General features: G+C 56.3%; 23 protein-coding genes and 1 pseudogene. 17 read left to right on the plus strand and 7 right to left on the minus strand.

Going from position 1 to position 25,541, the window contains the following annotated elements:
• Positions 1 to 389: 389 nt before the first annotated feature.
• The 3 genes and pseudogenes from HHJ16_RS16135 to HHJ16_RS16145 form a co-directional block, all read left to right on the plus strand.
• A pseudogene (locus HHJ16_RS16135) lies at positions 390 to 785 on the plus strand (HupU protein); the annotation flags it as partial.
• 10 nt (positions 786 to 795) lie between these two features.
• A complete protein-coding gene (locus HHJ16_RS16140) occupies positions 796 to 2,253 on the plus strand; it encodes a nickel-dependent hydrogenase large subunit (RefSeq protein WP_296902254.1) in 1,458 nt (485 codons plus the stop codon).
• 42 nt (positions 2,254 to 2,295) lie between these two features.
• Positions 2,296 to 3,684 (plus strand): ATP-binding protein, encoded by a 1,389-nt coding sequence (locus HHJ16_RS16145; RefSeq protein ID WP_296902375.1) that lies wholly within the window; start codon positions 2,296 to 2,298, stop codon positions 3,682 to 3,684.
• A 144-nt stretch (positions 3,685 to 3,828) separates the two neighbouring features.
• Here HHJ16_RS16145 and metK read toward each other — a convergent pair whose 3' ends face one another.
• Positions 3,829 to 5,010: a methionine adenosyltransferase gene (metK, locus tag HHJ16_RS16150; RefSeq protein ID WP_296902255.1), complete on the minus strand. Its 1,182-nt coding sequence runs from the start codon at positions 5,008 to 5,010 to the stop codon at positions 3,829 to 3,831.
• Positions 5,011 to 5,182: 172 nt separating this feature from the next.
• Between metK and HHJ16_RS16155 the strand changes: the two genes are divergently transcribed.
• Positions 5,183 to 6,031, plus strand: coding sequence for a lysophospholipid acyltransferase family protein (locus HHJ16_RS16155; RefSeq protein ID WP_296902257.1), 849 nt, complete (start codon positions 5,183 to 5,185; stop codon positions 6,029 to 6,031).
• On the plus strand, positions 6,031 to 6,930 hold the full coding sequence (locus HHJ16_RS16160) for a lipid A biosynthesis acyltransferase (protein WP_296902258.1): 900 nt from the start codon (positions 6,031 to 6,033) through the stop codon (positions 6,928 to 6,930). Before HHJ16_RS16155 ends, HHJ16_RS16160 begins: the two co-directional genes overlap by 1 nt.
• Positions 6,931 to 6,953: 23 nt before the next feature.
• Here HHJ16_RS16160 and HHJ16_RS16165 read toward each other — a convergent pair whose 3' ends face one another.
• Positions 6,954 to 7,865: an alpha/beta fold hydrolase gene (locus HHJ16_RS16165; protein ID WP_296902259.1), complete on the minus strand. Its 912-nt coding sequence runs from the start codon at positions 7,863 to 7,865 to the stop codon at positions 6,954 to 6,956.
• A gap of 109 nt (positions 7,866 to 7,974) precedes the next feature.
• Positions 7,975 to 8,703: a ribosome biogenesis GTP-binding protein YihA/YsxC gene (yihA, locus tag HHJ16_RS16170; protein ID WP_296902261.1), complete on the minus strand. Its 729-nt coding sequence runs from the start codon at positions 8,701 to 8,703 to the stop codon at positions 7,975 to 7,977.
• A gap of 179 nt (positions 8,704 to 8,882) precedes the next feature.
• On the opposite strand from yihA, the gene HHJ16_RS16175 reads away from it, so the two are divergent.
• The gene (locus tag HHJ16_RS16175) at positions 8,883 to 9,515 is read left to right on the plus strand and encodes a c-type cytochrome (protein WP_296902262.1); all 633 of its coding nucleotides are present in this window, start codon (positions 8,883 to 8,885) and stop codon (positions 9,513 to 9,515) included.
• Between the two features lie 41 nt (positions 9,516 to 9,556).
• Here the strand turns inward: HHJ16_RS16175 and HHJ16_RS16180 are convergent, their stop codons facing one another.
• Positions 9,557 to 9,733 (minus strand): hypothetical protein, encoded by a 177-nt coding sequence (locus HHJ16_RS16180; protein ID WP_296902263.1) that lies wholly within the window; start codon positions 9,731 to 9,733, stop codon positions 9,557 to 9,559.
• Between HHJ16_RS16180 and HHJ16_RS16185 the strand changes: the two genes are divergently transcribed.
• The 4 genes from HHJ16_RS16185 (at position 9,732) to HHJ16_RS16200 (ending at position 15,034) form a co-directional block, all read left to right on the plus strand.
• Positions 9,732 to 11,933, plus strand: a complete 2,202-nt coding sequence (locus HHJ16_RS16185; protein ID WP_296902264.1) for a cytochrome c biogenesis protein ResB — start codon at positions 9,732 to 9,734, stop codon at positions 11,931 to 11,933. The genes HHJ16_RS16180 and HHJ16_RS16185 overlap by 2 nt on opposite strands.
• Complete coding sequence (gene ccsB / locus HHJ16_RS16190) at positions 11,930 to 13,303, plus strand: c-type cytochrome biogenesis protein CcsB (protein WP_296902265.1); 1,374 nt, start codon at positions 11,930 to 11,932, stop codon at positions 13,301 to 13,303. The genes HHJ16_RS16185 and ccsB overlap by 4 nt, the downstream gene beginning before the upstream one ends.
• An 85-nt stretch (positions 13,304 to 13,388) precedes the next feature.
• Complete coding sequence (gene msrP, locus HHJ16_RS16195) at positions 13,389 to 14,387, plus strand: protein-methionine-sulfoxide reductase catalytic subunit MsrP (protein WP_296902266.1); 999 nt, start codon at positions 13,389 to 13,391, stop codon at positions 14,385 to 14,387.
• Complete coding sequence (locus tag HHJ16_RS16200) at positions 14,387 to 15,034, plus strand: protein-methionine-sulfoxide reductase heme-binding subunit MsrQ (RefSeq protein WP_296902267.1); 648 nt, start codon at positions 14,387 to 14,389, stop codon at positions 15,032 to 15,034. Before msrP ends, HHJ16_RS16200 begins: the two co-directional genes overlap by 1 nt.
• A gap of 51 nt (positions 15,035 to 15,085) precedes the next feature.
• Here the strand turns inward: HHJ16_RS16200 and lysA are convergent, their stop codons facing one another.
• Together lysA and HHJ16_RS16940 are read right to left on the minus strand one after the other, a co-directional pair.
• Positions 15,086 to 16,402 carry a diaminopimelate decarboxylase gene (gene lysA / locus HHJ16_RS16205; protein WP_296902269.1) on the minus strand — a complete coding sequence of 439 codons (1,317 nt, stop codon included), beginning with the start codon at positions 16,400 to 16,402 and terminating at the stop codon, positions 15,086 to 15,088.
• Positions 16,399 to 16,611, minus strand: coding sequence for a lipoprotein (locus HHJ16_RS16940; RefSeq protein ID WP_366557504.1), 213 nt, complete (start codon positions 16,609 to 16,611; stop codon positions 16,399 to 16,401). The genes lysA and HHJ16_RS16940 overlap by 4 nt, the downstream gene beginning before the upstream one ends.
• 12 nt (positions 16,612 to 16,623) lie before the next feature.
• Here HHJ16_RS16940 and cyaY point away from each other — a divergent pair, with 12 nt between their 5' ends.
• Positions 16,624 to 16,959, plus strand: coding sequence for an iron donor protein CyaY (gene cyaY / locus HHJ16_RS16210; protein WP_296902270.1), 336 nt, complete (start codon positions 16,624 to 16,626; stop codon positions 16,957 to 16,959).
• A gap of 67 nt (positions 16,960 to 17,026) precedes the next feature.
• Here the strand turns inward: cyaY and HHJ16_RS16215 are convergent, their stop codons facing one another.
• Positions 17,027 to 19,438 carry a penicillin-binding protein 1A gene (locus HHJ16_RS16215; protein ID WP_296902272.1) on the minus strand — a complete coding sequence of 804 codons (2,412 nt, stop codon included), beginning with the start codon at positions 19,436 to 19,438 and terminating at the stop codon, positions 17,027 to 17,029.
• A gap of 267 nt (positions 19,439 to 19,705) precedes the next feature.
• Here HHJ16_RS16215 and HHJ16_RS16220 point away from each other — a divergent pair, with 267 nt between their 5' ends.
• The 6 genes from HHJ16_RS16220 (at position 19,706) to HHJ16_RS16245 (ending at position 25,501) form a co-directional block, all read left to right on the plus strand.
• Positions 19,706 to 20,785, plus strand: coding sequence for a pilus assembly protein PilM (locus tag HHJ16_RS16220; protein WP_296902274.1), 1,080 nt, complete (start codon positions 19,706 to 19,708; stop codon positions 20,783 to 20,785).
• Positions 20,782 to 21,417 carry a PilN domain-containing protein gene (locus HHJ16_RS16225; RefSeq protein ID WP_296902276.1) on the plus strand — a complete coding sequence of 212 codons (636 nt, stop codon included), beginning with the start codon at positions 20,782 to 20,784 and terminating at the stop codon, positions 21,415 to 21,417. Before HHJ16_RS16220 ends, HHJ16_RS16225 begins: the two co-directional genes overlap by 4 nt.
• A 22-nt stretch (positions 21,418 to 21,439) precedes the next feature.
• The gene (locus tag HHJ16_RS16230) at positions 21,440 to 22,114 is read left to right on the plus strand and encodes a type 4a pilus biogenesis protein PilO (protein ID WP_296902278.1); all 675 of its coding nucleotides are present in this window, start codon (positions 21,440 to 21,442) and stop codon (positions 22,112 to 22,114) included.
• Complete coding sequence (locus HHJ16_RS16235) at positions 22,111 to 22,662, plus strand: pilus assembly protein PilP (protein WP_296902280.1); 552 nt, start codon at positions 22,111 to 22,113, stop codon at positions 22,660 to 22,662. Before HHJ16_RS16230 ends, HHJ16_RS16235 begins: the two co-directional genes overlap by 4 nt.
• The gene (locus HHJ16_RS16240; protein ID WP_296902282.1) at positions 22,659 to 24,806 is read left to right on the plus strand and encodes a type IV pilus secretin PilQ; all 2,148 of its coding nucleotides are present in this window, start codon (positions 22,659 to 22,661) and stop codon (positions 24,804 to 24,806) included. The genes HHJ16_RS16235 and HHJ16_RS16240 overlap by 4 nt, the downstream gene beginning before the upstream one ends.
• A 170-nt stretch (positions 24,807 to 24,976) precedes the next feature.
• Positions 24,977 to 25,501, plus strand: a complete 525-nt coding sequence (locus HHJ16_RS16245) for a shikimate kinase (protein WP_296902284.1) — start codon at positions 24,977 to 24,979, stop codon at positions 25,499 to 25,501.
• The last annotated feature ends 40 nt before the right edge of the window (positions 25,502 to 25,541 follow it).

Raw genomic sequence — 25,541 nt, forward strand, 5'->3', positions numbered from 1 at the left:
GCTGCAAATTCTAGAAGTGATGATGACACAAGTATTGATATGGATTAAGTTTCTAAGCAATCGCCTCAGCGAAGGTTGCTGATTTCTTTAGTGGGACCATCCCCAAAGGTTTTCCATAAGAACGGTCGGGGAGCGAAATTCAGGTCATGAATCAAGTTGTGATTCCAGGCGCCCCGCTTTCACTGAACACGTAGCTTTCGAAAATCACCTGTGACTGAAAGCTGGCCTTCCACAGCGGTATATGGAGCGCCGTCACGCTGTTTTTGGCCTTCAAATTTAGCCAAAAAAACAAACACTTAAAACGACTACCGAGGGTCTTCCCGAGGTCGGGTGCGTACTGGCGCGTGAATTGCATTTCAGCATCAGAGTGGCCTGTGCAGGCGATGGACCACCACGGTTGCACGCGCAATGAGTACTACGAGTACAAAGCCAGCGCTGAAAAACCGTCCGATCTCGGCTGCATGATGGAGAACATGGGTTGCAAAGGAACCCAAGTGCACGCCGACTGCAACACCCGGTTATGGAACGGGGAGGGCTCCTGCACCCGCGGCGGCTATGCCTGCATCGCCTGCACCGAGCCGGGTTTCCAGGAACCGGGTCATCCCTTCCACGACACACCGAAGTTCGCCGGTATTCCGATTGGCCTGCCGACCGACATGCCCAAGGCCTGGTTTGTGGCCCTGGCGTCACTGTCCAAATCCGCTACGCCCCGGCGTGTCAAGCTCAACGCCGTGGCCGACCACCTGGTCGTCGCACCGGTCGCCCGTAAAACCCGATTGAAATGACGCGCGTGCCATGACCCGTTTAATCGTTGGCCCGTTCAACCGGGTGGAGGGCGACCTCGAAGTGACGCTAGACATCGACGCAGGACGAGTCACGGCGGCCCACGTCAATGCACCGATGTACCGGGGTTTCGAGCAGATTTTGCAAGGCAAAAATCCGCATGATGCGCTGGTGTATGTGCCGCGCATCTGCGGCATCTGTTCGGTGTCTCAGTCGGTGGCCTGCGCGCGCGCCCTGGCCAGCGTGGGCGGCATCGAGATGCCGCCTAATGGCCAACACGTGACCAATGTGATTCTGGCCACCGAAAACCTGGCCGACCACCTAACCCATTTCTATCTTTTTTTTATGCCGGACTTCACGCGTCCGGTGTATGCGCAGCAGTCCTGGCATACCGAGGCAGTGCGCCGCTTCGCCGCGCAGACGGGTGAGCAGACGCGCGCGGCCATCGCCACCCGTCAGCGCTGGTTCACGCTGTTGGGCACGCTGGCGGGCAAGTGGCCGCATACACAGAGCATTGAGCCGGGTGGCTCGACGCGGGCGATCGACGTCGCCGAGCGCATCCGCCTGTTGGCCAAGGTACGCGAATTCCGGGGCTTTCTGGAGCGCCAGTTATTCGCCGCGCCACTCGAGCAAATCACTGCGCTTTCCAGTGAAGAGGCGCTGTGGGCCTGGCATGCAAAAGATCCCTTGGGCGGTGATTTCCGGCTCTTTTTAAGTATGGTGCAGGACACCGGACTGGCCAGCCTGGGTACAGGACCTGGCCGCTACCTGAGTTTTGGGGCTTATCCGCAGCCGCAGGGCGGCTTCGAGTTTGGCAGTGGCGTGTGGCACGCGCGCACCGGCGCACTGGCGCGCCTTGATGAGCGGGGCATCCGTGAAGACGCCACCTGCGCCTGGCTGTCCGATGCCGCCGGGCCACGGCATCCACTTGAAGGCATCACGCTGCCGGATGCCAACAAGTCCGGGGCCTACACCTGGAACAAGGCGCCGCGCCTGGCGGGCGAGGTGATTGAGACTGGCGCGATAGCGCGCCAACTGGCGGCGGCGAACCCGCTGGTGCTTGATGCGGTGGGTCGCCATGGCGGCACGGTTTACACGCGGGTACTGGCGCGCCTGCTGGAGCTCGCACGCGTGGTACCCATGATGGAGCATCGGCTGCAACAACTGCGGCCCAATCAGGCCTACTGCGTGCCAACCCCACCCTTCACGGAAGGCGTTGGCGTGGGCTTGAGCGAGGCGGCACGCGGCAGCCTGGGCCACTGGGTGGTGGCCAGCCGGGGCCGCATTGCCAACTACCAGATCGTGGCGCCCACCACCTGGAACTTCTCACCGCGCGATGCCGCTGGCACGCCCGGTGCACTCGAGCAAGCACTGGTTGACGCGCCAGTGCGGAATGGGGAAATCACCCCGGTGGCGGTGCAGCACATCGTGCGCTCCTTCGATCCCTGCATGGTGTGTACCGTGCATTGATTAAGGCTTGTTCAAATCATGCTTGAGCCTTCCTCTACGAATATGCCCGCGCCGCGCCCCCAGGGCCTGGTAAGTCTGATGCCGCGCGGCCCGATGGACGGGGTGGACGAGTCCACCTGGATCGACGTGATCCAGAAAATGGACGAGGTGTACTCGCAGCTGATCCATGACGAAATCGAACTTGAGAATAAAAACACCGAACTCGAGCAGTCACAGCAATTTATCTTCAGCGTGCTCTCGGCCATGTCGGACGTGCTGCTGGTTTGCAATGAACGCGGCGTGATCGAGGAAACCAATGCCGCACTGTGCGAACTGGTGGGCCGCAGCGACGCCGAACTGCGCGGCACTTCGATATATGACCTGTTGGCCGATAGCCCGAGTACAGACCGCGCGCGAACCGTGCTGGACAACATCAACCCGCCGCGCCGCGGTGAAGGGCTGGAGCTGAACTTGCTGGATGCGCAGCGCCTGAGTGTGCCGGTGGATGCCAACTGCACCCCGCGCGTGGCCGCCAACGGACGCCGGGTGGGTACCGTGTTCGTGGCCCGTCCCACGGCCGAGATCAAGCGCGCTTACCATGAACTGCGTGCCGCGCACGAAGCACTGAAACGCGCACAGCAGCAGTTGCTGCACTCTGAAAAAATGGCCTCGCTGGGCCGGTTGGTGGCCGGCGTTGCGCACGAGCTCAACAACCCGATCAGCTTTGTCTTGGGCAATGTGCATGCACTGAGCCGCTACTGTGAACGCCTGAGCCACTATCTGGCAGCCGTGCATGCCGGCGAACCCGCCAAGCAGCTAGAGGCGCTGCGTGGCAAATTACGCATCGATCATCTGCTAGGTGATCTGCCCTCGCTGATTGAAGGCACGCTCGAAGGCGCCCAGCGCACGGCAGACATCGTCAATGGCCTCAAGCGGTTCTCGGCCATGGACCCGGAAGCTCGCGCGCCCGTCAATTTGAACCAGGTGATTGAGCGCGCCATCCATTGGGTGCGCAAGGGCGTTGCGCCGAACTTTGAAGTGCATTGGCAAGCGGGGGCGCCTTGTACCGTGACGGGCAGCGCCGGCCAGTTGCAGCAGGTGCTGATGAATCTGCTGCAAAACGCGCTCGACGCGGCTACGGGCATTGGCCGGACGCCCCCGGAGGTGTGGATCGACATGGACGTGAATAGCGCTCGCCTGCAGTTGCGCCTGCGTGACAACGGGCCTGGCATTGCGCCGGAACACCTTTCGCACCTCTTCGATCCGTTTTTTACCACCAAACCAGTCGGCAAGGGCACCGGCCTGGGCTTGTCCATCAGCTACGGCATCGTGGAGCAACACGGTGGCACTTTGAGTGTGCACAACCATCCTGACGGTGGGGCGGAGTTTTTATTGGAACTGGCGCTGGCGCAGACGCCGCCCGAGACCGTGATCCACCCTCTGAAGTCCTGAAAGACCTTGTTCCTGCGCACCGTTGGCGGCAAGGCCGCTTTCGCCTGACGCTGAAACCCTTCCGCCCGGCATACAAGCGGTGACCGCGACAGTGCGGGAGACGAATGGCCCCCGCACTGCCAAAACCATTTGGGTCGTGCTCGCTTACAGGCCCGCCGCTACGCGCAGCGCTGCCGCCCTGTCAGTACGCTCCCAAGTGAACTCGGGTTCGTCGCGGCCGAAGTGACCGTAGGCCGCGGTTTTTTCGTAGATGGGGCGCAGCAGATCCAGCATCAGGATGATCCCTTTCGGACGAAGGTCAAAGTGTTCGTTGACCAGGGCTGAAAGTTTCTCGTCAGAGATCACGCCAGTGCCTTCGGTATACACCGTCACGTTCATGGGTTTCGCCACGCCAATGGCATACGCCACCTGGATCTGGCATTGCTTGGCCAGACCGGCTGCAACGATGTTTTTGGCGACATAACGTGCGGCGTAAGCGGCTGAGCGGTCCACCTTGCTGGGGTCTTTGCCACTGAACGCGCCGCCGCCGTGCGGGCACGCGCCACCGTAGGTGTCCACAATGATCTTGCGCCCCGTGAGGCCGCAGTCGCCCTGTGGGCCGCCGATGACGAAGCGGCCGGTCGGGTTGACCAGGTAACGGGTATTTTTCAGCCATTCCTTGGGCAGTACCGGCTTGATGATCTCTTCGATAATGGCTTCAATGAACGACGCCTTCATCTTTTGCGCGGTCTCGCTCTGGTCGGGGCTGTGCTGGGTGGACAGCACCACGGTGTCGATGCTGTGAGGCTTGCCATCGACATAGCGCATCGTGACCTGGCTCTTGGCATCAGGGCGCAGAAACGGCAGGCGGCCGTCTTTGCGCAATTGAGCCTGGCGCTCGACCAGGCGGTGCGCGTAGTAAATGGGGGCGGGCATCAGCTCAGGCGTTTCGTCGCAGGCGTAGCCGAACATCAGGCCTTGGTCGCCCGCGCCCGTGTTCAGGTGGTCGTCGCTGGCGTGGTCCACGCCCTGGGCAATGTCGTTGGACTGCTTGTCGTAGGCTACCAGCACAGCGCAGCCTTTGTAATCAATGCCGTATTCGGTGTTGTCATAGCCGATGCGCTTGATCGTGTCGCGGGCGACCTGGATGTAGTCGACGTGCGCGTTCGTGGTTATTTCGCCCGCCAGCACCACCAGCCCGGTGTTTGTCAGGGTTTCTGCAGCGACCCGCGAGAGCGGATCCTGTTTGAAAATCGCGTCGAGGATTGCGTCGGAAATCTGGTCAGCCACCTTGTCGGGATGACCTTCAGAGACGGATTCGGAAGTAAAGAGAAAATCATTTGCCATTGCGTACACTCCATAAGTTTGTTGGCGCGTTGCCAGCTGAAGTGCTTCGGCGAACGCTTTAGCAGTTTGGTTTAATGTCGCCCTGCAAGTTGTTCAGTAACTCGGCGACAGCCAGAATTATAAGACGCCCTCGTTGCTGCCCCATTTCCTTTTGTTTTTAAACACCCCTCCGATGCTCTGGTTATTTCGTTTTTTCTCCCTGTGGCCGCTGGCCGTTTTGCACGCGGTGGGCGGAGGGTTGGGCTGGTTGGTTTGGGCCTTGAGCCCGTCGTACCGGGCGCAATTTCGAGCCCATGTCACGCAGGCGGGGCTGCCGTTTGAGGTCGCCCGGCCTGCTATCGCCGAGGCCGGGCGTTTTGTCGCCGAACTGCCCAAGCTGTGGCTGCGGCCCAGCGCGCAGTCGTGCTTGTCCAATGTTCAGCTGGAAGGTCGCTCGCATGCCGAGCAGGCTTTTGCGACAGGTCGTGGCGTGATTTTCTTTGGCGCCCACTGCGGCAGTTTTGAACTGGGACCGCAAGCGCTGGCCGAGGTTTATGGACCCATCACCGCGATCTATCGGCCAGCCCGCAAAGCCTGGCTGGCCGAACTGGAGCGGCTTGCCCGCAACCGCCAGAATTTGACCGTGGTGCCGGCCAGTCTCAGTGGCATCCGCCTGATGCACAAGACCCTTAAGGCTAACCGTGCCGTCGCCATGTTGACCGACCAGGTGCCGCCGGAGGGTCTGGGGGTCTGGGCGCCTTTTTTTGGCCGACCGGCCTACACCATGACGCTGGCGGCCCGGCTGGCATTGCAAAGCGGCGCAAGCTTGCTGCCTGTGAGCTGTGAACGCCTGCCTCGTGGGAGGGGGTATTTGTTGAAAATTTGGCCGGCGGTGGCAGGCCTTGAAGTCGCTGAAAAAGCCGATGTGCTGCCGGTCGTAACAATCATTAACCAAGCGATTGAGGCGATTGTGTTGAGCCAGCCCGGCCAATATTTGTGGGGCTACGCGCGCTACAAGACACCCCGCAAGGAACCCCGTTGATGTCTCGTCCGCCAGCCAATTATTTCAGTGCTTTCGCCACCCGAGCCGGCATCGCGCTCATGCAGGGGCTGGCTGTCTTGCCGCTGTCCTGGCTCCGCGCTTTGGGCACTGGCTTGGGTTGGACCCTGTATGCCCTCGTGAAGTCACGGCGGCGGGTAGTAGAAATCAATTTTGCCGTGTGTTTTCCCGAGCGTTCAGCGGCCGAACGGCGCCAGCTTACGCAACAGATGTTTATCTATTTTGCGCAAGCCTGGCTGGATCGGGCCTGGTTGTGGCATGCGCCCAAAAGCTGGGTACAGCGCCGCGTACATCTGACTGGCGCCGTGCACGAACTGACCGGCACTGGACCAACGGTGATTTTTCTGCCGCATTTTGTCGGGCTCGATGCGGCTTGGGCAGGTGTGGCGCTAATGTTGCCCCGGCTATCGACCACGATTTACACCGATCAGTCGAACAAGCTGGTCGATGAATGGATATTGCGGGGGCGACAGCGCTTTGGCCATCTGCGCTTGTTTGGGCGGGTGGACGGCGTCAAACCGATCGTGGCGGCGCTGCGTGAAGGGCAGCCCTTGTATTTGCTGCCCGACATGGACTTTGGCCCCGAAGATTCGGTGTTTGTGCCGTTCTACGGCATCCCGACTGCGACCGTGCCGTCGCTGTCGCGCTTTGCCAGGCTGGGCCGGGCCAAGGTGGTGCCGCTGTTACCCCGCATTACGGCGGCGGGCTACGAGGTGCAGGTATTGCCTGCCTGGGATAATTTTCCCAGTGATGATCCGCTGCTGGACACGGCACTGATGAACGCTCGTCTGCAGCAGTACATCGACACCATGCCGGCGCAATACTACTGGGTGCACAAACGCTTCAAGACCCGGCCCGATGGAGAGCGCTCGTTGTATTGAGCAGTTCTTTGGGATTGGTTTATTCAGCGCAGGAATTGTTGTAGATAACGAGCTACCAGCTCGGGTTGTTCATGCACGATCCAGTGCGTGGCGCCCTCTACCCGGTGCAGGGTCATTTCGGGTACGAACTGGTCCAGCCCGTCGAGCAGTGCAGGGGGCAAGGCGGTGTCTCCCATCGCCCAGATCACCAGCGTGGGAAGGTGGATTTCGAGCATCGCCTGGGGAATCGTCACCGCCGCTGCGGCTGGATCGTTGTGCGGCGGGCCGGGACGGGGCGGGCGCAGCGGTGAGGCTCTGTAGTAATTACAGGGGCCCGTCAAGCCTTGAGTCCATACCGCCCGGTAGCGCGCCTTGACCGCTTCGGTCAGCCAGGCGTGTGGCCCTTCCACCGCGCCCATTTGGGTAAAAAATTCCCAGAGTCGCCGGAAGTCGTTCTCGGCGAGAAGGGCTTCCGCGTCGGGGCGGATCAGGAAATTCATGTACGCGCTGGCGGCCTGCTGTGTGGGTGAGTGCTGCAGTTCGCGGAGGAAAGTACCGGGATGCGGCGAGTTGATGATGGCCAGCTTTTTCATGCAGTCGGGTTGCGCCGCCGCGAGGTTCCAGGCCACCGCCCCACCCCAGTCGTGCGCAATCAGACATTCGATCTGACCGCCCTCCAGGTCAATCAGTGCTGCAATGTCTTTCACCAGTTGTTTGGGCCGGTAAGCGGCGACATCGCTTGGCGCACTCGACTGCTCAAAGCCGCGCAGGTTAGGCGCAACACAACGAAAGCCGCCGTTTTCGGGTTGAGAAAAATACGTCATCAGGCCGTCCCAGACAAAGGCGGCTTCCGGAAAACCGTGCAAAAACAGCAGCACCGGCCTCCCTCTGGCCCCAACGGTACGGCATGACAGGGTGATGCCATGCGGCAATACTTGCGAACTGGTTTCAATCATGGGGCTACGCTTTCATGGCTTTTTACAGGGCGATGCAAAAGCTAAAGCCACTTTTTGTAAACTGACTTTGGTCGACCGGCGCCGGCCGCGTTTTTCGGCCCAGCGGGCTTCAAAGTTCGGTCGGTGACTCCGGCGCAACGGCTTCGGCGTCTGGCACTGCTTTGGGTTTTTTCACTGGCTTTTCGGCTGGATGCGCCCAGTCCCACAAGTGTTGGGCGACTTCTTCCACGCCTTGGCGCTTCAACGCCGAGAAGAGTTTGACATCCCCGCCGCCGGCTTGTAGTCGCACAATGGACAGGGCCTTCGCCCCTTCGGTCTTGTTAAGTTTGTCAGATTTGGTTAACAGCACCAAAAATTTAAGGCCCTCAGCGACCCGAGGCCGGATCACGTCAAGCAGCACTTCGTCGAGTTCTGTGAGGCCCAAGCGAGGGTCGCACAGCAACACCACCGCCTTGAGGTTATCGCGGGTTTGCAGGTAGTTCCCCATCACTTGTTGCCAGCGGTACTTAGCCTCTTTAGGCACTGCTGCATAGCCATAACCGGGCAAGTCGGCCAGCATCGCGTCGGTCACGCCTTGCTTGCCCAAACTGAACAGGTTGATACTTTGCGTGCGGCCCGGTGTTTTTGAGGCAAAGGCCAGCCGGTGTTGCTGCGTCAGCGTGTTGATGCAGGTCGATTTCCCGGCGTTGGATCGGCCTACGAAGGCGATCTCGGGAACCTCTAGCCGGGGTAGGTGTTTCAGTTCGGGCGCTGTGGTCAGGAATTTTGCCGTGTGAAGCCAACCCATGGCGATTTTGGGGTCGGGGCGGGAAGAAGGTATAGAGGCGGATGAGGTCATGGTGGGGCGCTCGCTGGAGGTCGGTTGCAGGCGGTGGCGTGCGGTGAAGAGGGCGTCAGTCAGCGGGTCGTGGTCGGTGAGCGGCTACCGCGGCAAGTTCCGGATAATCAGAATCGCCTCTAAGCATTGTAAAATCACAGAGTTCAAAGTATTGTGCGCCAACCAATTAAAACCTCGATATGAAGCTGTTCGCTACTTCCCTACTGGCCGTTTTGCTGGCCGTGTCTGCCGTATCTTCATTTGCCGCCGCCGCGGAGCCCGCCAAGGTTGCTAAACCTGATCTGGTCAAAGGCGAGGCCAGCTTTACGGCTGTTTGCGTGAGCTGCCACGGCGCTGACGGCAACTCGACCACGCCCGCCTATCCCAAGTTGGCCCAGCAACACCCTGAGTATCTGGTCAAGCAATTGCAGGAATTCAAAGCCGGCAAGCGCCAAAACGCCATCATGCTAGGCTTTGCGTCGACGCTTTCCGAAGAGGACATGAGAAATGTTGCCTATTGGGTCACGTCGAAAAAGGCCAGTCCTGGTTTTGCCAAAGACAAAGAGCTGTCGGCCCTCGGCGAGCGTATCTACCGCGGGGGGGTGGCTGATCGACAGATTCCCGCTTGTGCGGGATGCCACAGTCCGAACGGCGCTGGCATTCCGGCGCAGTATCCTCGTTTGAGTGGCCAGCATGCGGACTATGTCACCACGCAACTGACTTCTTTTCGCGATGGCATCCGCAACAATAGCCTGCAAATGACGCAGGTTGCTTCCAAGCTCAATGACCGCGAGATCCGCGCTTTGGCCGACTACATTGCGGGCTTGCGTTGAGCGAATGGGTTTACGGGTGACGTAAGCCCTTTTCTCAGAAATTATGCATAGATCGTTTGCAGTATTGAACCTAAGCCTCCAAAGTCGATCTCATCGAAGCGGGCCTTTCTGATAAAAGTCCGCTTTTTTTGTTTTTGCTGATTTTTCTTCCGTCGGCTCGCTCCGCTTGGTGTGCCGCTGACGCCTTTTGAACCGACATCAGAACCAACTTTCCGCATGACAGTTTCCACCCAAGGCATGAAAGTCAACTGGGGTTCCCGCACTCTCCGGGCGTCCGTGGAGTTGCTGTCGTCGATGCGATTTTCCATTTCGCTGTTGACGGTCATCTGCATTGCGTCCGTCATCGGAACGGTGCTCAAGCAACAAGAGCCGCTGAGCAACTATGTGAACCAGTTCGGACCGTTCTGGGCGCAGGTTTTCAACCTGACCAGCTTGAACACCATCTACAGCGCCTGGTGGTTTTTGCTGATTCTGACCTTTCTTGTTATCAGCACCAGTCTTTGCATTGCACGCAACGCGCCCAAAATTCTGATTGACCTGAGCCAGCTGAAGGAAAACGTCCGCGAACAAAGCCTCAAGGCGTTTGGCCACCGTGCTGAGGGGGCCCTTGCGGAGTTGCCTGAAGTAGCGGCCCGCCGTATTGGTCAAACGCTGGTGCAAAGCGGCTGGAAGGTCAAACTGCAGCAAAGAAATACCGGCTGGATGGTGGCCGCCAAAAAGGGCACCGCTAACAAGTTGGGCTACATCGCGGCACACAGCGCAATTGTGCTGATCTGCGTGGGGGGTCTGCTTGATGGCGACATGATGGTGCGCGCGCAAATGTGGTTGGGGGGGAAATCTATCTACACCGGCGGCGGACTGATTTCCGATGTACCTTCCCAGCATCGGCTGAGTGACAGCAACCCAACGTTTCGCGCGAATCTTCTGGTCGCCGAGGGAACGCAATCCGGGACTGCCATTCTGAACCAGCCCGGCGGTGTGCTCCTGCAGGAACTGCCGTTTTCGATTGAACTGAAAAAATTCATCGTCGAGTATTACTCCACCGGCATGCCCAAGCTGTTTGCAAGCGACATCATCATTCATGACAAGGAGACTGGCGACAAGGTCCCGGTGCGGGTGGAGGTCAATCACCCTGCCAAGTACAAGGGCGTCGAAATATACCAGTCCAGCTTTGACGACGGTGGTTCCAGTGTCACGCTCAAGGCGATACCGATGGCTGCGGCGAGCAAGCCGTTCGAAATTCAGGGCACGATTGGCGGTTCCAGCAGCCTGACGAGTGGCGCAGAAAAACTGACGCTTGAATATACGGCGCTGCGCGTCATTAATGTCGAAAACTTCGCTGCTGGGGGCAACCAGGGCAGCGGCTCGGGTACGGATGTGCGTAAAGTCGATTTGCGCCAGGCTATCGACACCCGCTTGGGTGCAGCCAATAAAACCGTCACGCAAAAAGAGCTCCGCAATGTCGGCCCAAGCGTGCGCTACAAGTTGCGCGATGCGGCCGGTCAAGCCCGTGAGTTTCAAAACTATATGCTACCCGTCAAGGTGGATGAAGGCTTGGACAGCCCGGCGGTGTTTTTGATGGGTGTGAGAGAAACGCCGGCCGATGCCTTTCAGTACCTGCGGATTCCCGTCGACGCGGAAGGCAGTATGGAAACCTTTGTACGCCTCCGCGCCGCGTTGGCTGACCCCGCGCAGCGCGAACTCGCTGTCAACCGATATGCCAGTCAAGCTATTGGCCCTGACCGCCCCGAACTGATTCCGCAGCTCGCCGCCTCCGCATCGCGTGCGCTGGCACTGTTTGCAGGTAGCGGAGCCCCCGGCCCGTCATCGGGCAATGTAAAGACAGCGGCCGGGTTAGAGGCTATCTCTAACTTTATGGAAGCCAACGTCCCGGAAGCCGAGCGCAACCGTGCTGGCGAGATGCTGGTTCGTATTCTTAATGGCGGGCTGTTTGAGCTCACACAGATGACGCGAGAGCAAAGCGGCCTGAAGCCGCTGCCACAGGACGAGAAAACCCGGGCTTTCATGTCGCAGATGGTTCTCAGCCTGTCCGACGCCCCCCATTATCCGGCGCCGATGGCCTTTGAGCTCAAAGATTTCACACAAGTGCAGGCCAGTGTGTTCCAGGTGGCACGGGCGCCGGGCAAAACGGTTGTCTACCTGGGCTGTGGCTTTCTGATATTGGGGATATTTGCCATGCTGTACGTGCGCGAGCGGCGTGTTTGGGTCTGGCTGGCACCCCGTCAGACCGACTTTACTGCCGAATCTGGAAATCCCATTGCGGTGGGCGGGCATCCAGTGTCAGAATCTACCGCAAGCAGCTACGCGACCATGGCCTTGTCCACCAATCGTAAAACCATGGACGGTGATAAAGAGTTTGAGATGTTGAAAACGAAACTGTTGCAGGCACCTTTATGAATACTACAAGTATCAACACCACCACGTTGTCGGCCGGAAGACACAGCACCACGCTGAGTCTGAACGAGGGCTATTTCTCCAAGCGCAGCCCGCTGGACTGGATGTTTGCCGCGCTGGTCGTGGGGGGCTTTCTTTACGCTTTTGCCCGCTACAGCACGTTTATGGATGTGTACGAAAAGGGCATCCTGATGGCGGCCATTCCGGCGACGATTGCCATGGGTTGGTTCTGGCGCCCTCTGCGGGTGCTGATGCTGGTCGTCACCGGCTTTGCGTTGCTTGGTATTGCCTCCTACCAGGGCGATCTGGCACGGGCAGAACAGGTGTTTTGGCTGAAGTATTTTCTGTCCAGTCAATCCGCGATTTTGTGGATGAGCATGCTCTTCTTCATGAGTACTATTTTTTATTGGCTCGGCATGTTCGCTGGACGTGAAGGTTCAGGCCAGAGTGCGGTGCTGGAGTCCCTGGGTTCGAAAATCGCCTGGGTAGCGGTGGGCATGGCGCTGATTGGCACGCTGGTGCGCTGGTATGAAAGTTACCTCATTGGTGCCGACGTCGGGCATATTCCGGTCAGTAATCTGTATGAAGTGTTTGTGCTGTTTTGCTGGATGACGGCAGCGTTCTATCTTTACTTCGAGGAAAAGTACCACACCCGTGCGCTGGGTGCTTTCGTCATGCTGGTGGTGAGCGCCGCAGTTGGATTTTTACTGTGGTACACCATCGTGCGCGAAGCCCATCAAATCCAGCCGCTGGTACCGGCCCTTAAAAGCTGGTGGATGAAGCTGCACGTGCCTGCCAATTTCATTGGCTACGGTATGTTTTCGCTGGCGTCCATGGTGTCACTCGCTTACCTGGTCAAACAGCAGGCGACTGAAACCCGCTGGTACAAGCTCACGCCGTTGTGGTTGCTGGGCGTCGTGTTGTGTTTTGTTCCGATTGTTTTCCGTAAATCGCCTGCCGACGTGGGCGGCGGCAACTATTGGGTGGGCTATCTGGTCGTGGCCGGTTTGATCGCTTCCCTGATTTTGTTGGGCCGCAAGCGTATTGCTGCTCGCCTGCCGAGCTTTGAAGTGCTTGACGATGTGATGTACAAGGCGATTGCAGTCGGTTTTGCCTTCTTTACGATTGCCACTGTGCTCGGTGCGCTCTGGGCGGCCGAGGCTTGGGGGGGGTACTGGAGCTGGGATCCCAAGGAAACCTGGGCATTGATTGTCTGGCTTAACTACGCCGCCTGGCTGCACATGCGGCTTATGAAGGGGTTGCGGGGGACTGTCGCCGCATGGTGGGCGCTGGCCGGGGTGGCGGTGACCTCATTTGCGTTTTTGGGAGTCAATATGTTTCTGTCAGGTTTACACAGTTACGGAACCTTGTAGGCGTGAGGTGACTCCAGGTAATTGAATCCGTGTAAGAAATGGTCGCGTATTAAGACTAGCCATTATTTCCCTTCAAGGACCGTTCATGCTCATCAGGACCACCGCCAGCTCGTTTGATTCCCCGGTTTCCAGCGAAATAACGCCTCAGGACATTTATCATGCCCGCCGCGACCTGATGAAGCTAGTGGCTACGGGTGCCGCTGGGGTAACGCTGGCAAGCTGGGCGGGGCGCCGAGCCTTCGCTCAAACGATTCAAAAGCCAGGTAAGCTGGCGGTACTGCCTGCTGGAAAATCAGCGGTTGCCGGCGCAATGACCCTGGAAAAAATCACCGATTACAAAGACGCCACGAGCTATAACAACTACTACGAGTTTGGTACTGACAAGGCAGATCCGGCTAAAAATGCGCATACGCTGGTAACAAAGCCCTGGTCGGTCGTCGTGGAAGGTTTGGTCAAGCAACCAAAAACCTACACGCTCGAAGACCTGATCAAGCTCAGCCCTCAGGAAGAGCGTATCTATCGCCACCGCTGCGTAGAGGGCTGGTCCATGGTGATCCCCTGGGTCGGTTATTCGTTGGCTGAATTGATCAAAAAAGTTGAGCCGCTGGGGAGCGCAAAATATGTCGAGTTCGTTACCCTTGCCGACCCTAAAACCATGCCCTTTGTCGGCTCGCGCGTGCTGGACTGGCCTTATGTCGAGGCACTGCGCCTCGACGAGGCGATGAACCCCTTGGCCCTGCTGGCGTTCGGCATGTATGGGGAAGTGCTGCCGAATCAGAATGGCGCGCCTGTGCGTCTGGTGGTTCCGTGGAAATACGGTTTCAAAAGCGGAAAAAGTATCGTCAAGATCAGGTTCACCGACAAGGAGCCCCGAACCGCTTGGAACAAGGCCGCCGCGCAGGAATATGGTTTTTATTCCAACGTCAATCCGACTGTGGACCATCCGCGCTGGAGTCAGGCCACTGAGCGGAGGATTGGTGAAGACGGTTTGTTTGCGAAAAAGCGTAAAACCCTGATGTTCAATGGTTACGAAGCGCAAGTCGGCCAGTTGTACGCCGGCATGGACCTCAAGAAGTTGTTCTGATGCTCTCGCGTCAAAAGCTATTGCTGCACCCCGCGGCAAAGGCGACTCTCTTCGTTCTTTGCCTACTGCCTTTTGCGTGGTTGTTTTACAGGGCACTGAGCAACCAGCTAGGGGCCAATCCCGCAGAGGCGTTAATTCGCGCCATGGGCGACTGGACACTGCGGTTTATTTGCATTGTGCTGGCCGTGACCCCTCTTAGAGTCATCAGCAGCACGCCGGCGCTGGCGCGCTTTCGCCGCATGCTGGGTCTTTTCGCGTATTTTTATGCCTTCGTTCACCTACTGAGCTACAGTTGGTTTGACATGGGCCTGGATGTTTCCGATATTGCCAAAGATATCGGTAAACGGCCTTTCATCCTCGTAGGCTTTACCGCGTTTGTGCTGCTCACGCCTTTGGCGGCTACTTCGTTTAATGCCGCTATCAAGGCCATGGGTGCCAAACGCTGGCAAATGCTGCACAAGCTGGTGTACCTGATTGCCGGCCTTGGGTTGTTGCATTTTTTCTGGATGCGTGCAGGCAAGAACAATTTTGCTGAAGTGTTTGTCTATGCAGCGATCATCGTTTTTTTGCTGGGCTGGCGGGTGCAGCAGTTTTTAAAAAGGAAGATGCCGCAGCGGTCGTACGCCGGTCGAACCAAGCTATCTTAATAATGGTTTATTGATTGTCAGGGTGGGCCGGGTGTGGCGCTCTATGGGCTGTCAGGAGTCCACTAGGCGCTCCTGCTGCATCTGTTCCTGTACGGTTTCCCTTCGGCGAATCAAATGGCTTTTGCAGCCGTCTACCAATATCTCAGCGGCTCGGTTGCGGGTGTTGTAGTTGCTGGCCATGCTCATGCAATAGGCACCCGCCGACAATACGGCCAAATGGTCACCCGCTGCGACACTCAGGGCGCGCTCGTGGCCAATCCAGTCTCCGCTTTCACACACCGGGCCCACAACGTCGTAAGTGGCCTCCGTGGCCCCTGTTGCCCCTATGCCCGGCAATGCAACGGGGACGATGGCGTGGAAAGCTTGGTATAAGGCCGGGCGCGGCAAGTCGTTCATGGCCGCGTCAATAATGCAGAAATTTTTCTGCTCGCCGAACTTTAGGTAGAGCACCTCAGTGAGGCAAACACCGGCATTGCCCACCAGTGAACGGCCAGGCTCGATCATTAGTTTTTTCGCGCCGAATCCGCGTGCATCCAATTTGGTTAGCAACTGCTGCCAAAGCGCGTCCGCCGCTGGCGGAGTGTCGTGGTTGTAATTGATGCCCAGTCCACCGCCAAAGTCGATGTGCTCAAGCGGGATACCTGCGGCTTCAATGGAAACTACCAGATCAAGAATTCGGTCCATCGCGTCGAGATAGGGGGTGGCATCGGTGATTTGTGAACCGATATGGCAGTCGATTCCGATGACCTTGAGTCCTTTCAGGGAAGCCGCGTGCTGGTAAACGCGCAACGCATCTTCGTGGGCAACACCGAATTTATTGTCTTTTAAGCCGGTCGAGATATAGGGATGCGTTTTGGGATCAACATTGGGATTGACCCGAATGCTCACTGGTGCGAGTAGATTCATCGCAACCGCAACGCTCGAAAGTGCATCCAGCTCACCCTCGCTTTCAACATTGAAGCAGCCAATGCCCGCCGCCAGTGCGTGCTGCATTTCGGCACGGGTTTTACCGACGCCGGAAAAAATAATTTTTTGGGCATCTCCGCCTGCCGCTAGCACGCGGTCAAGTTCGCCGCCCGAAACAATATCAAAGCCGCACCCGGCCTGGGCAAACACTTGCAGCACGCCCAACGAGGAATTAGCCTTCATGGCGTAGCAGATTTGCGCACGGCGTCCTGCGAAACCGCGTTGATAAGCCGCCAGGGCTGACAGCATGGCGGCCTTCGAATACACGAAAAGAGGTGTGCCATGCTCTCTGATCAGCTTTGAGAGCGTTACGTCTTCGAGGTGAAGCGACTCATTTCGATAAGCTAAAAATGGGTGACCTGGAAGCGCTGCAGGTGCGGCTTGGGTGACTAAATCACTCATTTTGTAGCCGATGCGGGAGAAAGAGGTACAAGCACCGCAGGTATCGCGGTGGGCAGTGACGCGGGCTGCACGCTGGGCGGTACCCGTATGAAAAGTGGACCTTTCTGGCCGCAACCGACCAGCGTTACAGCAACCGCCACGACGGCAAAAAGGCTGTGCCTGGAAATAGCAGCCTGGAGCCGATCTAAAATTTGAAGTAAGAAAACCATGATGGAATTGTAATGACTGACCTTGACTACCAAGACTTGGCGGAGAACGTGCTGAAGGCCATTGAACTCGCCTGTGACCGCATTAATGATGAGACCGATGTGGACCTTGACAACCAGCGGACCGGCAGCATGATCACGCTGACCTTCCAGAATCAGAGTCAGATCATTATTAACCTGCAAAAACCGCTTCAGGAAATCTGGATGGCGGCCAAAGCGGGCGGATTTCACTACCGATTCGTTGGCAATCAATGGGCGGACACAAAGGACTCGCGCGAGTTTTTTGCCAACTTATCGATCTACGCCAGCGAACAGGCAGGCCAAGCCCTGGTGTTCAAGGCATCGGCTTGAATAGCGGGTAGATCGAAAACACCTTGCTTCTCGCGGGGAGCCGGTAATGGCCCCGCTTGGCCCCTGATTAGTTCTTGAAAAGATCCAGTATTCGTTTCTTTTCGTCCGAAGGTGGCAGCACCTGAATGCCGCCAGCGGGCGGGCCCGCGTTGGCAGACCCCGCATCTTGCTGTGTCCCTACGCTAGTTACCCCGGCGCCCTTGGCATACTCGTTGTAGTACCACTCGCCGCCTACATTCACCACGCCTTCAGGCGGTGGATATTCGGTAACCGGTACCCCTTTGAGGGCGTATTCCATGAAGTTGATCCAGATGGGCAAGCTCAGGCCGCCACCCGTCTCCCGATCGCCAAGCTTTTTGGGGGTGTCGTACCCCATCCAGACCGCAGCCGCGAGCGTCGGCTGAAAACCCACAAACCAAGTGTCTATCGAGTCGTTGGTCGTACCGGTTTTTCCGAAAATATCAGGACGCTTGAGCATCGCCTGCGCTTTGGCTGCCGTGCCCGATCGTGCTACTTCTTGTAACAAACTGTCCATGATAAAGGCGTTGCGCGGGTCAATACCCCTCGCTGATTCATTCAAAACAGGCGGTTTGGTCTCGAGTAAAACTTTGCCTCGTTGATCGGTAATTTTCGTGATCAGATAGGGATTGACCCGAAAGCCCCCGTTCGCAAAGACGGAATATCCCGTGACCATTTGCATCGGCGTGACCGAGCCGGCGCCCAGCGCCATGGTGAGGTAAGCGGGGTGTTTTTCTGCCTCAAAACCAAAATGTGTGATCCATTCCTGCGCGTACTTGGGACCGATTGCCTGAAGAATACGGATGGAAATCATGTTCTTTGATTTCTTCAGACCAGTTCGCAAGGTCATAGGGCCCTCGAAATTTCCATCGTAATTTTTGGGCTCCCAAGGTTGGCCGCCCGTAACGCCTGCATCGAAAAACAAGGGCGCGTCATTCACAACCGTGGCTGGAGTGAAGCCTTTCTCAAGCGCTGCCGAATAGATAAAAGGTTTGAAGCTGGACCCTGGCTGGCGCCAAGCTTGGGTCACGTGGTTGAATTTGCTCTTCTGAAAATCAAACCCGCCGACCAGCGCGCGGACGGATCCATCCCGCGGATCCAAGGCCACAAAAGCGCCTTCAACTTCGGGAAGCTGGGTAATTTCCCACGTATTTTTCACGGTTTTCACCACCCGGATCAGGGCGCCACGGCGGATCTTGATGTTGGGTCCGGCTTTGTCAGCCAAGCCAGACTGCGCGGGCTTCAGGCCTTCGCCTGTGATTGCAACTGTCTCGCTGTTCTGGCGCATCGCAAAAATTCGCTTGGGATTGGCCTCTAGCACCACGGCAGACATGATGTCGCCGTTGTCGGGGTTGTCGGTCAACGCTTCGTCAATTGCATCCTGCGTCTCTTGAGGGTTGGCTGGAAGGTCGATGAATTTTTCAGGTCCTCGGTAAATTTGCCGGCGCTCGTAATCCATGATGCCTTTGCGCAAGGCCTTGTAAGCCACTGCCTGGTCGGTGGCGATCAAGGTCGTGTAAACATTGAGTCCTCGGGTATAGCTTTCTTCACCGTACTGGTTGTATACCAGCTGGCGCACTGTTTCCGCCACGTATTCGGCATGTATGCGGCCGGTGTCGGACCCGGTTTTGACATGGAGTTCTTCCTCCTTGGCGGTCTTGGCTTGATCGGCTGTGATGAAGCCGTTTTGTTCCATACGCTCAATGATGTAGAGCTGGCGGGCGCGGGCCCGGGTGGGGTTGATGATGGGGTTGTAGGCCGAAGGTGCTTTCGGAAGGCCAGCCAGCATGGCCGCTTCCGCAATTGAAATATTCTTGAGCGGTTTGCCAAAGTAGGCCTCTGAAGCGGCAGCAAAGCCGTAGGCCCGGTTGCCCAGAAAAATCTGATTCATGTAGATCTCAAGAATCTGGTCTTTGGTCAGTAAATGCTCCAGCTTGAAGGTCAGCAGGATTTCATAAATTTTTCGGGTATAGCTTTTTTCGGCTGACAGGTACACGTTTCGGGCTACCTGCATGGTGATCGTAGAGGCCCCCTGGCTCTTTGCGCGCCCCAGATTGGCAAAGCCTGCACGTATCACGCCAAGATAGTCCACGCCTCCATGCGAGAAGAAGCGCGCGTCCTCGATAGCCAGTACAGCGTCTTTCATGACTTGAGGAATATCCTTGATCGGGGTGAAATTCCGACGCTCTTCGCCAAACTCGCCGATCACGACGCCGTCTGCAGAATAGACACGCAGTGGCAACTTGGGTCGGTAGTCTGATAAATCTGAGATATCTGGCAGATTTGGGTAGGCGACCGATAGGGCAATGGCGATGAACAAGAGGAGTCCGGCAATGCCCGCCAGGACCAAACCCGCACTCCATATGGAAAGTTTGATCAACCAGCGCTGCCAGGAAGGGTTTGAAGAGGTCGGCTTCACCGGGCGGGGGGTTGGATTTGAAGAGGAGGGCGTAGAGGGCATGTAGACAATCGTAAAGTCGCGTGATCATTATAAAAACCCCGGAAACCCGGAGGTATCAGGCGCCTTCCAAAACGCCACACTGTTACGTTTACAGACAGTGCTTTGACCTGACTTGCATTGACAGAGGCGTCAAAACCGTCTGCTTTTGACAACGGTGGCGACCCAGGAAGCAGGAAAAATCCTTACAGCACAAAGAGCTTACTGCTACTATTCAACCGATTTATTAAGTATGCAGGGCTACATATTAGCCGTCATTTGGGGACCGCCTTGATCTCTGTGGGATCGTTATTCAACCGTCAGCAGCCCGCGTTGCTGGGTCTTGACATCAGTTCTTCCGGCGTCAAGCTGGTGGAGTTGAGCCATGACAGCGCAGGCAATTTGGTGCTGGAGCGATGTGCAATGGAGCCGCTGGAGCCCGGCTGGATCACGGATGGAAATGTCGAAAAATTCGACGAGGTGGCAGACGCCGTGCGCCGTTTGGTCAAAAAGAGCGGGGCCCGCACCAAGAACGTGGCGATGGCGCTGCCGGCCTCGGCGGTGATTAGCAAAAAAATCATTTTGCCGGGTGGCCTGAGTGACGCCGAACTAGAAACTCAGGTCGAGTCTGAGGCCAACCAATATATTCCCTTCTCTCTCGATGAGGTCAGCCTGGATTTTTGTGTGGTGGGTCCCAGCGCTATGTCCAGCGGCGACGTCGAAGTGCTGATTGCCGCTTCGCGCAAGGAAAAAGTGCAGGACCGACAAGGTCTTGCGGAGGCTGCCGGGCTTAAACCCGTAATAATGGATGTGGAGTCTTACGCTTCGCGCCTTGCAACCGCACGCCTGATTGCAAATCTGCCTGACAAGGGCGTCGGCGCCATGATTGCGCTGTTTGAAGTGGGCGCTTTGACCACCAGCATGCAGGTGCTCAGGAATGATGACGTGTTGTACGAGCGCGACCAAGCCTTTGGTGGGGCGCAACTGACGCAGTTGATTGTTCGCCAGTACGGGTTTTCGCCCGAAGAAGCGGAGGCTAAAAAGCGCAGCGGTGATTTGCCTGAAGATTATGGATTGAGCGTGTTGAAGCCGTTCGTGGAGAGTCTGGCTCAAGAAATTGGCCGAGCGCTACAGTTCTTTTTCACGAGTACGCCGCATAACAAGATTGATTACGTGATGCTTGCCGGCGGCTCCTCTGCCTTGGCTGGACTGACCGATTCCGTGACGCAGCAGACCTCATTCGCCTGCTCGCTGATTAATCCTTTTGAAGGCATGGAACTGGGATCTGGCGTGCGGGAAAAGAAAATGCGGCGTGAGTCGTCGTCGTATTTAACCTCCTGCGGACTGGCTTTGCGGAGGTTTTTGCAGTGATTCTGATCAATCTGCTCCCGCACCGGGAAGCTGCGCGCAAGAAGAGGCGGGAAGTATTTCATGCAACGCTTGGTTTAGCTGCACTGGCAGGCGTTCTGATTTGCGGCGCAGTCTATTCCTGGTACCTGACTGAAATCGAAAGCCAGCAGGGAAAGAATACTTTCCTCAAATCTGAAATTTCCCGCCTGGATGGGCAGATCAAGGACATTTCAACTTTGCAAGCAGAGATCGCTGGGCTGAGGGCGCGCCAAAATGCGGTGGAAGAATTGCAGGGAAACCGCAATATGCCTGTGCATTTGCTCAACGAACTAGTCAAGCAATTGCCCGACGGGGTATATATAAATAGTATGAGGCAGGATAACCAGACTGTCCTGATCACGGGGGTTGCGCAATCCAACGAGCGGGTTTCCGAACTGTTGCGAAATTTTTCCAATAACAGCCCTTGGTTGACCAAGCCCGAACTGGTTGAAATCACCGCCAGTATTGTTACCCTGAGCCAGCGCGATCAGCGGCGGGTGTCCAATTTCACCATGCGGGTGGGGCTCAAACGGGCCAGTGATCCAACGCCTGTCAATTCCGCCAACTTAAGTTCAGCGCCAGCGTCTGCCGCATCTGCGTCATCCAAGACATGACGCGGTTTGAATAAGACTGATCATGGTAAAAACTTTAAAACTCCCTATCAATTTCGCCGATATTCAAAGTGATTTGAAGGCACAGTTCACCGGTCTTGATTGGAAAGATCCGCCTTCATTGCCGGCTTTGCCGCGTTATCTTCTATGCGTTGCGGTCACGCTGGTTGTTGTGGTTGCGCTCTGGTTTCTTGGGTTGGAATCGTCAGAAAAAGAGTTGACTGCAGAGAAAACAAAAGAAGTTGAACTGAGAGAAGACTATAAAAAGAAGCTTACGCAGGCGGTTAATCTGGACGCGCTGAAGAAACAGCGAGAACAAGTCCAGCAGTATGTTACCCAGCTCGAAAAACAATTGCCCAGCAAGGCTGAAATGGATGCACTGCTTTCTGATATTAACCAAGCCGGTCTGGGCCGCAGCCTGCAGTTCGAGTTGTTTCGACCTGGACAGGTAAGTGTTAAAGAGTATTACGCCGAGTTGCCGATTACGGTCCGTGTAACCGGCCGTTATCACGATATTGGAGCTTTCGCTGCCGATATTGCCAATCTCTCGCGCATCGTGACCCTGAATAATCTGAGTATTACGCCGGTCAAAGATGGCGTCTTGTCCATGGACACCACTGCAAAAACATTTCGATATTTGGACAAAGAAGAAGTCGCTTTGCAGCGTAAGAGCGCTCCCGGCAATGGAGCTAAAAAATGAGACTTTTAAAGTATGCGCTGGCTGGTAGCTTGACGCTGGTCTTATTCGGAATCGTCGGTTGCGGTGCTTCGGGGCAGGAAGAGTTGCAGCAATGGATGGCGGAACAACGCGATGCAACCAAACCTCGGACGGAACCCCTGCAGGAGCCTACCAAGTTCTCGCCGCAAGTGTATGACCAGGAGCGTTCAGTCGAGCCTTTTAGCAGCCAGAAACTTGCACAAGCCTTGAAGCGCGACTCCAATCGGGTTACTGCCAACGCCGCTTTGATAACGCCGGAGCTAAGCCGACGCAAAGAGCCGCTCGAAGCATCCCCGCTGGATGCCATTGTCATGGTGGGCAGCCTGATTAAAGCCGGCCAGCCTGTGGCACTTGTTCGTGTCGACAACTTGATTTATCAGGTTCGAGCGGGTAATTATCTTGGACAGAACTATGGTCGTATAGACAAGGTGACCGAAACGAGTCTTGCTTTGCGCGAAATTGTTCAGGACGCTTCTGGTGAATGGATAGAGAGAACAGCGACTTTGCAGCTTATAGAGGGATCAAAATGAACAAGCAGACATGGACATTAGGGGCGAAGGCGACGCGAGGTAGTCTGCTGAGTTTGGTTGGACGTGTGTTGCTCTCTGTTGCACTCAGCGTGATATTGTTCGCGCACACTCCGCCACTTGAGGCGCAAACGCACAATGCGATCCAGGCTGTTTCTGGCTCGGTTCAGGGAAGTTCGGAAATTATTCGAATCGATTTTGCCGAACCCTTGGCGACTGCGCCTACCGGGTTTAGTATCCAGACTCCTGCGCGCATTGCTCTTGATTTTCCCGGCGTTAGTAATTCAATGGGTCGTTCCGCTGTTGATTTGAACCTTGGAAATTTGCGTTCGGTGAATGTAGTTCAAGCAGGTGAGCGAACCCGAGTGGTGCTCAGCCTCAAGGCGTCTACTCCGTACAAAGCTGAGATTCAAGGCAAGACGCTGCTAATTATCTTGGACTCTCCCACCATTGCAGTACCTTCTGCTGCAACTACGCCGATTTTTGCCGAGAGCCGCAACCGCGACACCCTTCCGCTCAAAGACATTGACTTCCGCCGGGGGACAGACAATTCAGGACGAATTGTGGTCGGACTGGCCAATAATGAGGTTGGCGTTGACATTCGCCAACAAGGCCAAACATTAGTGGTCGAATTTCTGAAAACTGCGTTGCCCGAGGGATTACGACGTCGCCTGGATGTTACTGATTTCGGGACGCCTGTCCAAACAGTCACTACTTTCCAAGTCGGCGACAAGGTGCGCATGGTCATCGAGCCTAAAGGTTTGTGGGAACACAGCGCGTATCAAAGTGATAACCAATTTGTTTTGGAAGTGCGTCCACAAAAAGTCGATTCGGAAAAACTGACTCAAGGTGTGGGTTATAACGGGGAAAAACTGTCGCTCAATTTTCAGAATATTGAAATTCGTTCTCTTTTACAAGTTATTGCGGATTTTACAAACTTCAATATTGTGACTTCAGATACGGTTGCCGGTGCCGTAACCCTGCGTTTGAAGGATGTCCCCTGGGACCAGGCACTGGATATTATCTTGCAGGCCAAGGGCTTGGGAATGCGCAAGGTAGGCAATGTGTTGTTAATAGCGCCCAAGGATGAACTGGCAGCTAAAGACAAGCTCGATTTAGAATCTAGAAATGCCATTCAGAGCCTGGAGCAAGTGCGGACGCAGGACTTTAAGCTGAACTATGCCAAGGCTTCGGATGTCGCTGCCGGACTGTTGGGCACGGGGGGAGCAGGCACCACCAAAATATTATCACCTCGCGGCAGCGTTATATCGGAGTCACGTACCAACCAGTTATTTGTCACAGATATTCCGACCAAGCTGGAGCAAGTTCAAAGTTTGATTGCGAAGTTGGATATTCCCGTACGTCAGGTTTTGATTGAGTCGCGTATTGTCGAAGCGTCAGACTCTTTCGGAAAATCGCTCGGGGTCCGGCTGGGCGGCCGACCTTTCAATACGACCAGCAACGTTATGGTTGGCAGCACTTACATTGCACCCAGCGTTCCAACGGGAACAGCGCCTAAACTCGGGCTTAATATAGGCACCTATGCAGGAGACTTTGTCAATCTGCCAACGGCGGGACAAAGCGGTTTTCCAGCAGCCACCTTCGCAGTGTCACTTTTCAACTCGTCATTGACACGCCTTTTGAACCTTGAAATCTCCGCGATGGAGGCAGATGGTCAAGGCAAGATTGTTTCAAGCCCCAGGATTGTGACCGCCGACCAAGTGAAAGCGGTGATCGAGCAGGGCACAGAGTTGCCCTACCAGCAGTCGACTTCCAGCGGCGCTACGTCGGTATCTTTTCGGAAAGCTAACCTGAAGCTTGAAGTGACACCTCAGATTACGCCGGAAGGAAATGTTATTTTGAATGTTGATGTTACCAAGGATAGCGTGGGGCAAGCTACTACTGCCGGGTTCGCCATCAACACCAAACACATACAAACGCAGGTTCTTGTGGATAACGGAGGCACGGTGGTGATCGGCGGAATTTTTGAACAAACAGATCGAGTAGATGAAGCCAAGGTACCGTTTCTGGGCGATCTGCCGGGAGTCGGTATTTTGTTTAAAACAAAAACCCGCACGGCCAACAAGTCTGAACTGCTGGTGTTCATTACGCCGAAAGTACTCGCCGGCGGAGCAACGCCGCGATAGTTCGAGTCATGTAAATTAATAGCGGGATCGCCCCTCGGTGAGGATTTTGATGTGGTGCTGTAGCCGGCAGATCTTCCGGTCCGGTGCCACAGCGCCCTACTTCAGGAAATCTTTGCTTCGTGCAGGTACTAACGTTAGCGGCACATCCTATCCAAGTGAATCCAAGCTTCTTGAAAATTTCATGCGTGGGTCTTCCGGGTTCTGGAAAGTCGACGGTTGGCAGGCACCTTGCCAAAAGGTTGGGTTTGGAGTTCATCGACTCGGACCACGTGATAGAACAGCGTACGGGATGCTCCGTTCGCGTTTTTTTCCAACGTGAAGGCGAGGCTTCTTTTCGTGATCTTGAACAATTGGTCATTGATGAGTTGACCCAAGGCCTTCCATGTGTTCTTTCGAGCGGTGGGGGCGCTGTTTTGCGGCTCGCGAACCGCGAGCGTCTTCGGCAGCGTACGCACGTCATTTACCTTCACTCTTTGCCGGAAGAGATTTTTCGCCGGTTGCGACATGACCAGAGCCGACCCTTGCTTCAGGTGCCAGATCCGCTCGCCAGGCTTCGTGATCTTTACCACGCACGCGACCCGCTCTACCGCGAGACCGCTCATTTCGTGATTGAAACCGGTCGACCATCGGTTGCAACCCTGGTCAACATGATCGTCATGCAACTCGAACTGGCTGGCGTCATTCGGGCACCATAGCGTGCGCCACATCGCAGTGGCGGACGGCCTACTGCAACAA

The organism is Polaromonas sp. (assembly GCF_012927485.1).
Taxonomy (GTDB): Bacteria; Pseudomonadota; Gammaproteobacteria; order Burkholderiales; family Burkholderiaceae_C; genus Polaromonas.

Excerpts from the sequence above, each read along its gene's own strand:
- HHJ16_RS16200 (WP_296902267.1), top strand. The coding sequence starts at position 14,387 with ATGCTCTCGCGTCAAAAGCTATTGCTGCACCCCGCGGCAAAGGCGACT.
- HHJ16_RS16140 (WP_296902254.1), top strand. The coding sequence starts at position 796 with ATGACCCGTTTAATCGTTGGCCCGTTCAACCGGGTGGAGGGCGACCTC.
- HHJ16_RS16215 (WP_296902272.1), bottom strand. The coding sequence starts at position 19,438 with ATGCCCTCTACGCCCTCCTCTTCAAATCCAACCCCCCGCCCGGTGAAG.
- HHJ16_RS16155 (WP_296902257.1), top strand. The coding sequence starts at position 5,183 with ATGCTCTGGTTATTTCGTTTTTTCTCCCTGTGGCCGCTGGCCGTTTTG.
- HHJ16_RS16145 (WP_296902375.1), top strand. The coding sequence starts at position 2,296 with ATGCCCGCGCCGCGCCCCCAGGGCCTGGTAAGTCTGATGCCGCGCGGC.
- ccsB (WP_296902265.1), top strand. The coding sequence starts at position 11,930 with ATGAATACTACAAGTATCAACACCACCACGTTGTCGGCCGGAAGACAC.
- yihA (WP_296902261.1), bottom strand. The coding sequence starts at position 8,703 with ATGACCTCATCCGCCTCTATACCTTCTTCCCGCCCCGACCCCAAAATC.
- cyaY (WP_296902270.1), top strand. The coding sequence starts at position 16,624 with ATGACTGACCTTGACTACCAAGACTTGGCGGAGAACGTGCTGAAGGCC.
- msrP (WP_296902266.1), top strand. The coding sequence starts at position 13,389 with ATGCTCATCAGGACCACCGCCAGCTCGTTTGATTCCCCGGTTTCCAGC.
- HHJ16_RS16230 (WP_296902278.1), top strand. The coding sequence starts at position 21,440 with ATGGTAAAAACTTTAAAACTCCCTATCAATTTCGCCGATATTCAAAGT.
- HHJ16_RS16235 (WP_296902280.1), top strand. The coding sequence starts at position 22,111 with ATGAGACTTTTAAAGTATGCGCTGGCTGGTAGCTTGACGCTGGTCTTA.
- metK (WP_296902255.1), bottom strand. The coding sequence starts at position 5,010 with ATGGCAAATGATTTTCTCTTTACTTCCGAATCCGTCTCTGAAGGTCAT.
- HHJ16_RS16175 (WP_296902262.1), top strand. The coding sequence starts at position 8,883 with ATGAAGCTGTTCGCTACTTCCCTACTGGCCGTTTTGCTGGCCGTGTCT.
- HHJ16_RS16185 (WP_296902264.1), top strand. The coding sequence starts at position 9,732 with ATGACAGTTTCCACCCAAGGCATGAAAGTCAACTGGGGTTCCCGCACT.
- HHJ16_RS16240 (WP_296902282.1), top strand. The coding sequence starts at position 22,659 with ATGAACAAGCAGACATGGACATTAGGGGCGAAGGCGACGCGAGGTAGT.
- HHJ16_RS16940 (WP_366557504.1), bottom strand. The coding sequence starts at position 16,611 with ATGGTTTTCTTACTTCAAATTTTAGATCGGCTCCAGGCTGCTATTTCC.
- HHJ16_RS16180 (WP_296902263.1), bottom strand. The coding sequence starts at position 9,733 with ATGCGGAAAGTTGGTTCTGATGTCGGTTCAAAAGGCGTCAGCGGCACA.
- HHJ16_RS16165 (WP_296902259.1), bottom strand. The coding sequence starts at position 7,865 with ATGATTGAAACCAGTTCGCAAGTATTGCCGCATGGCATCACCCTGTCA.
- HHJ16_RS16160 (WP_296902258.1), top strand. The coding sequence starts at position 6,031 with ATGTCTCGTCCGCCAGCCAATTATTTCAGTGCTTTCGCCACCCGAGCC.
- lysA (WP_296902269.1), bottom strand. The coding sequence starts at position 16,402 with ATGAGTGATTTAGTCACCCAAGCCGCACCTGCAGCGCTTCCAGGTCAC.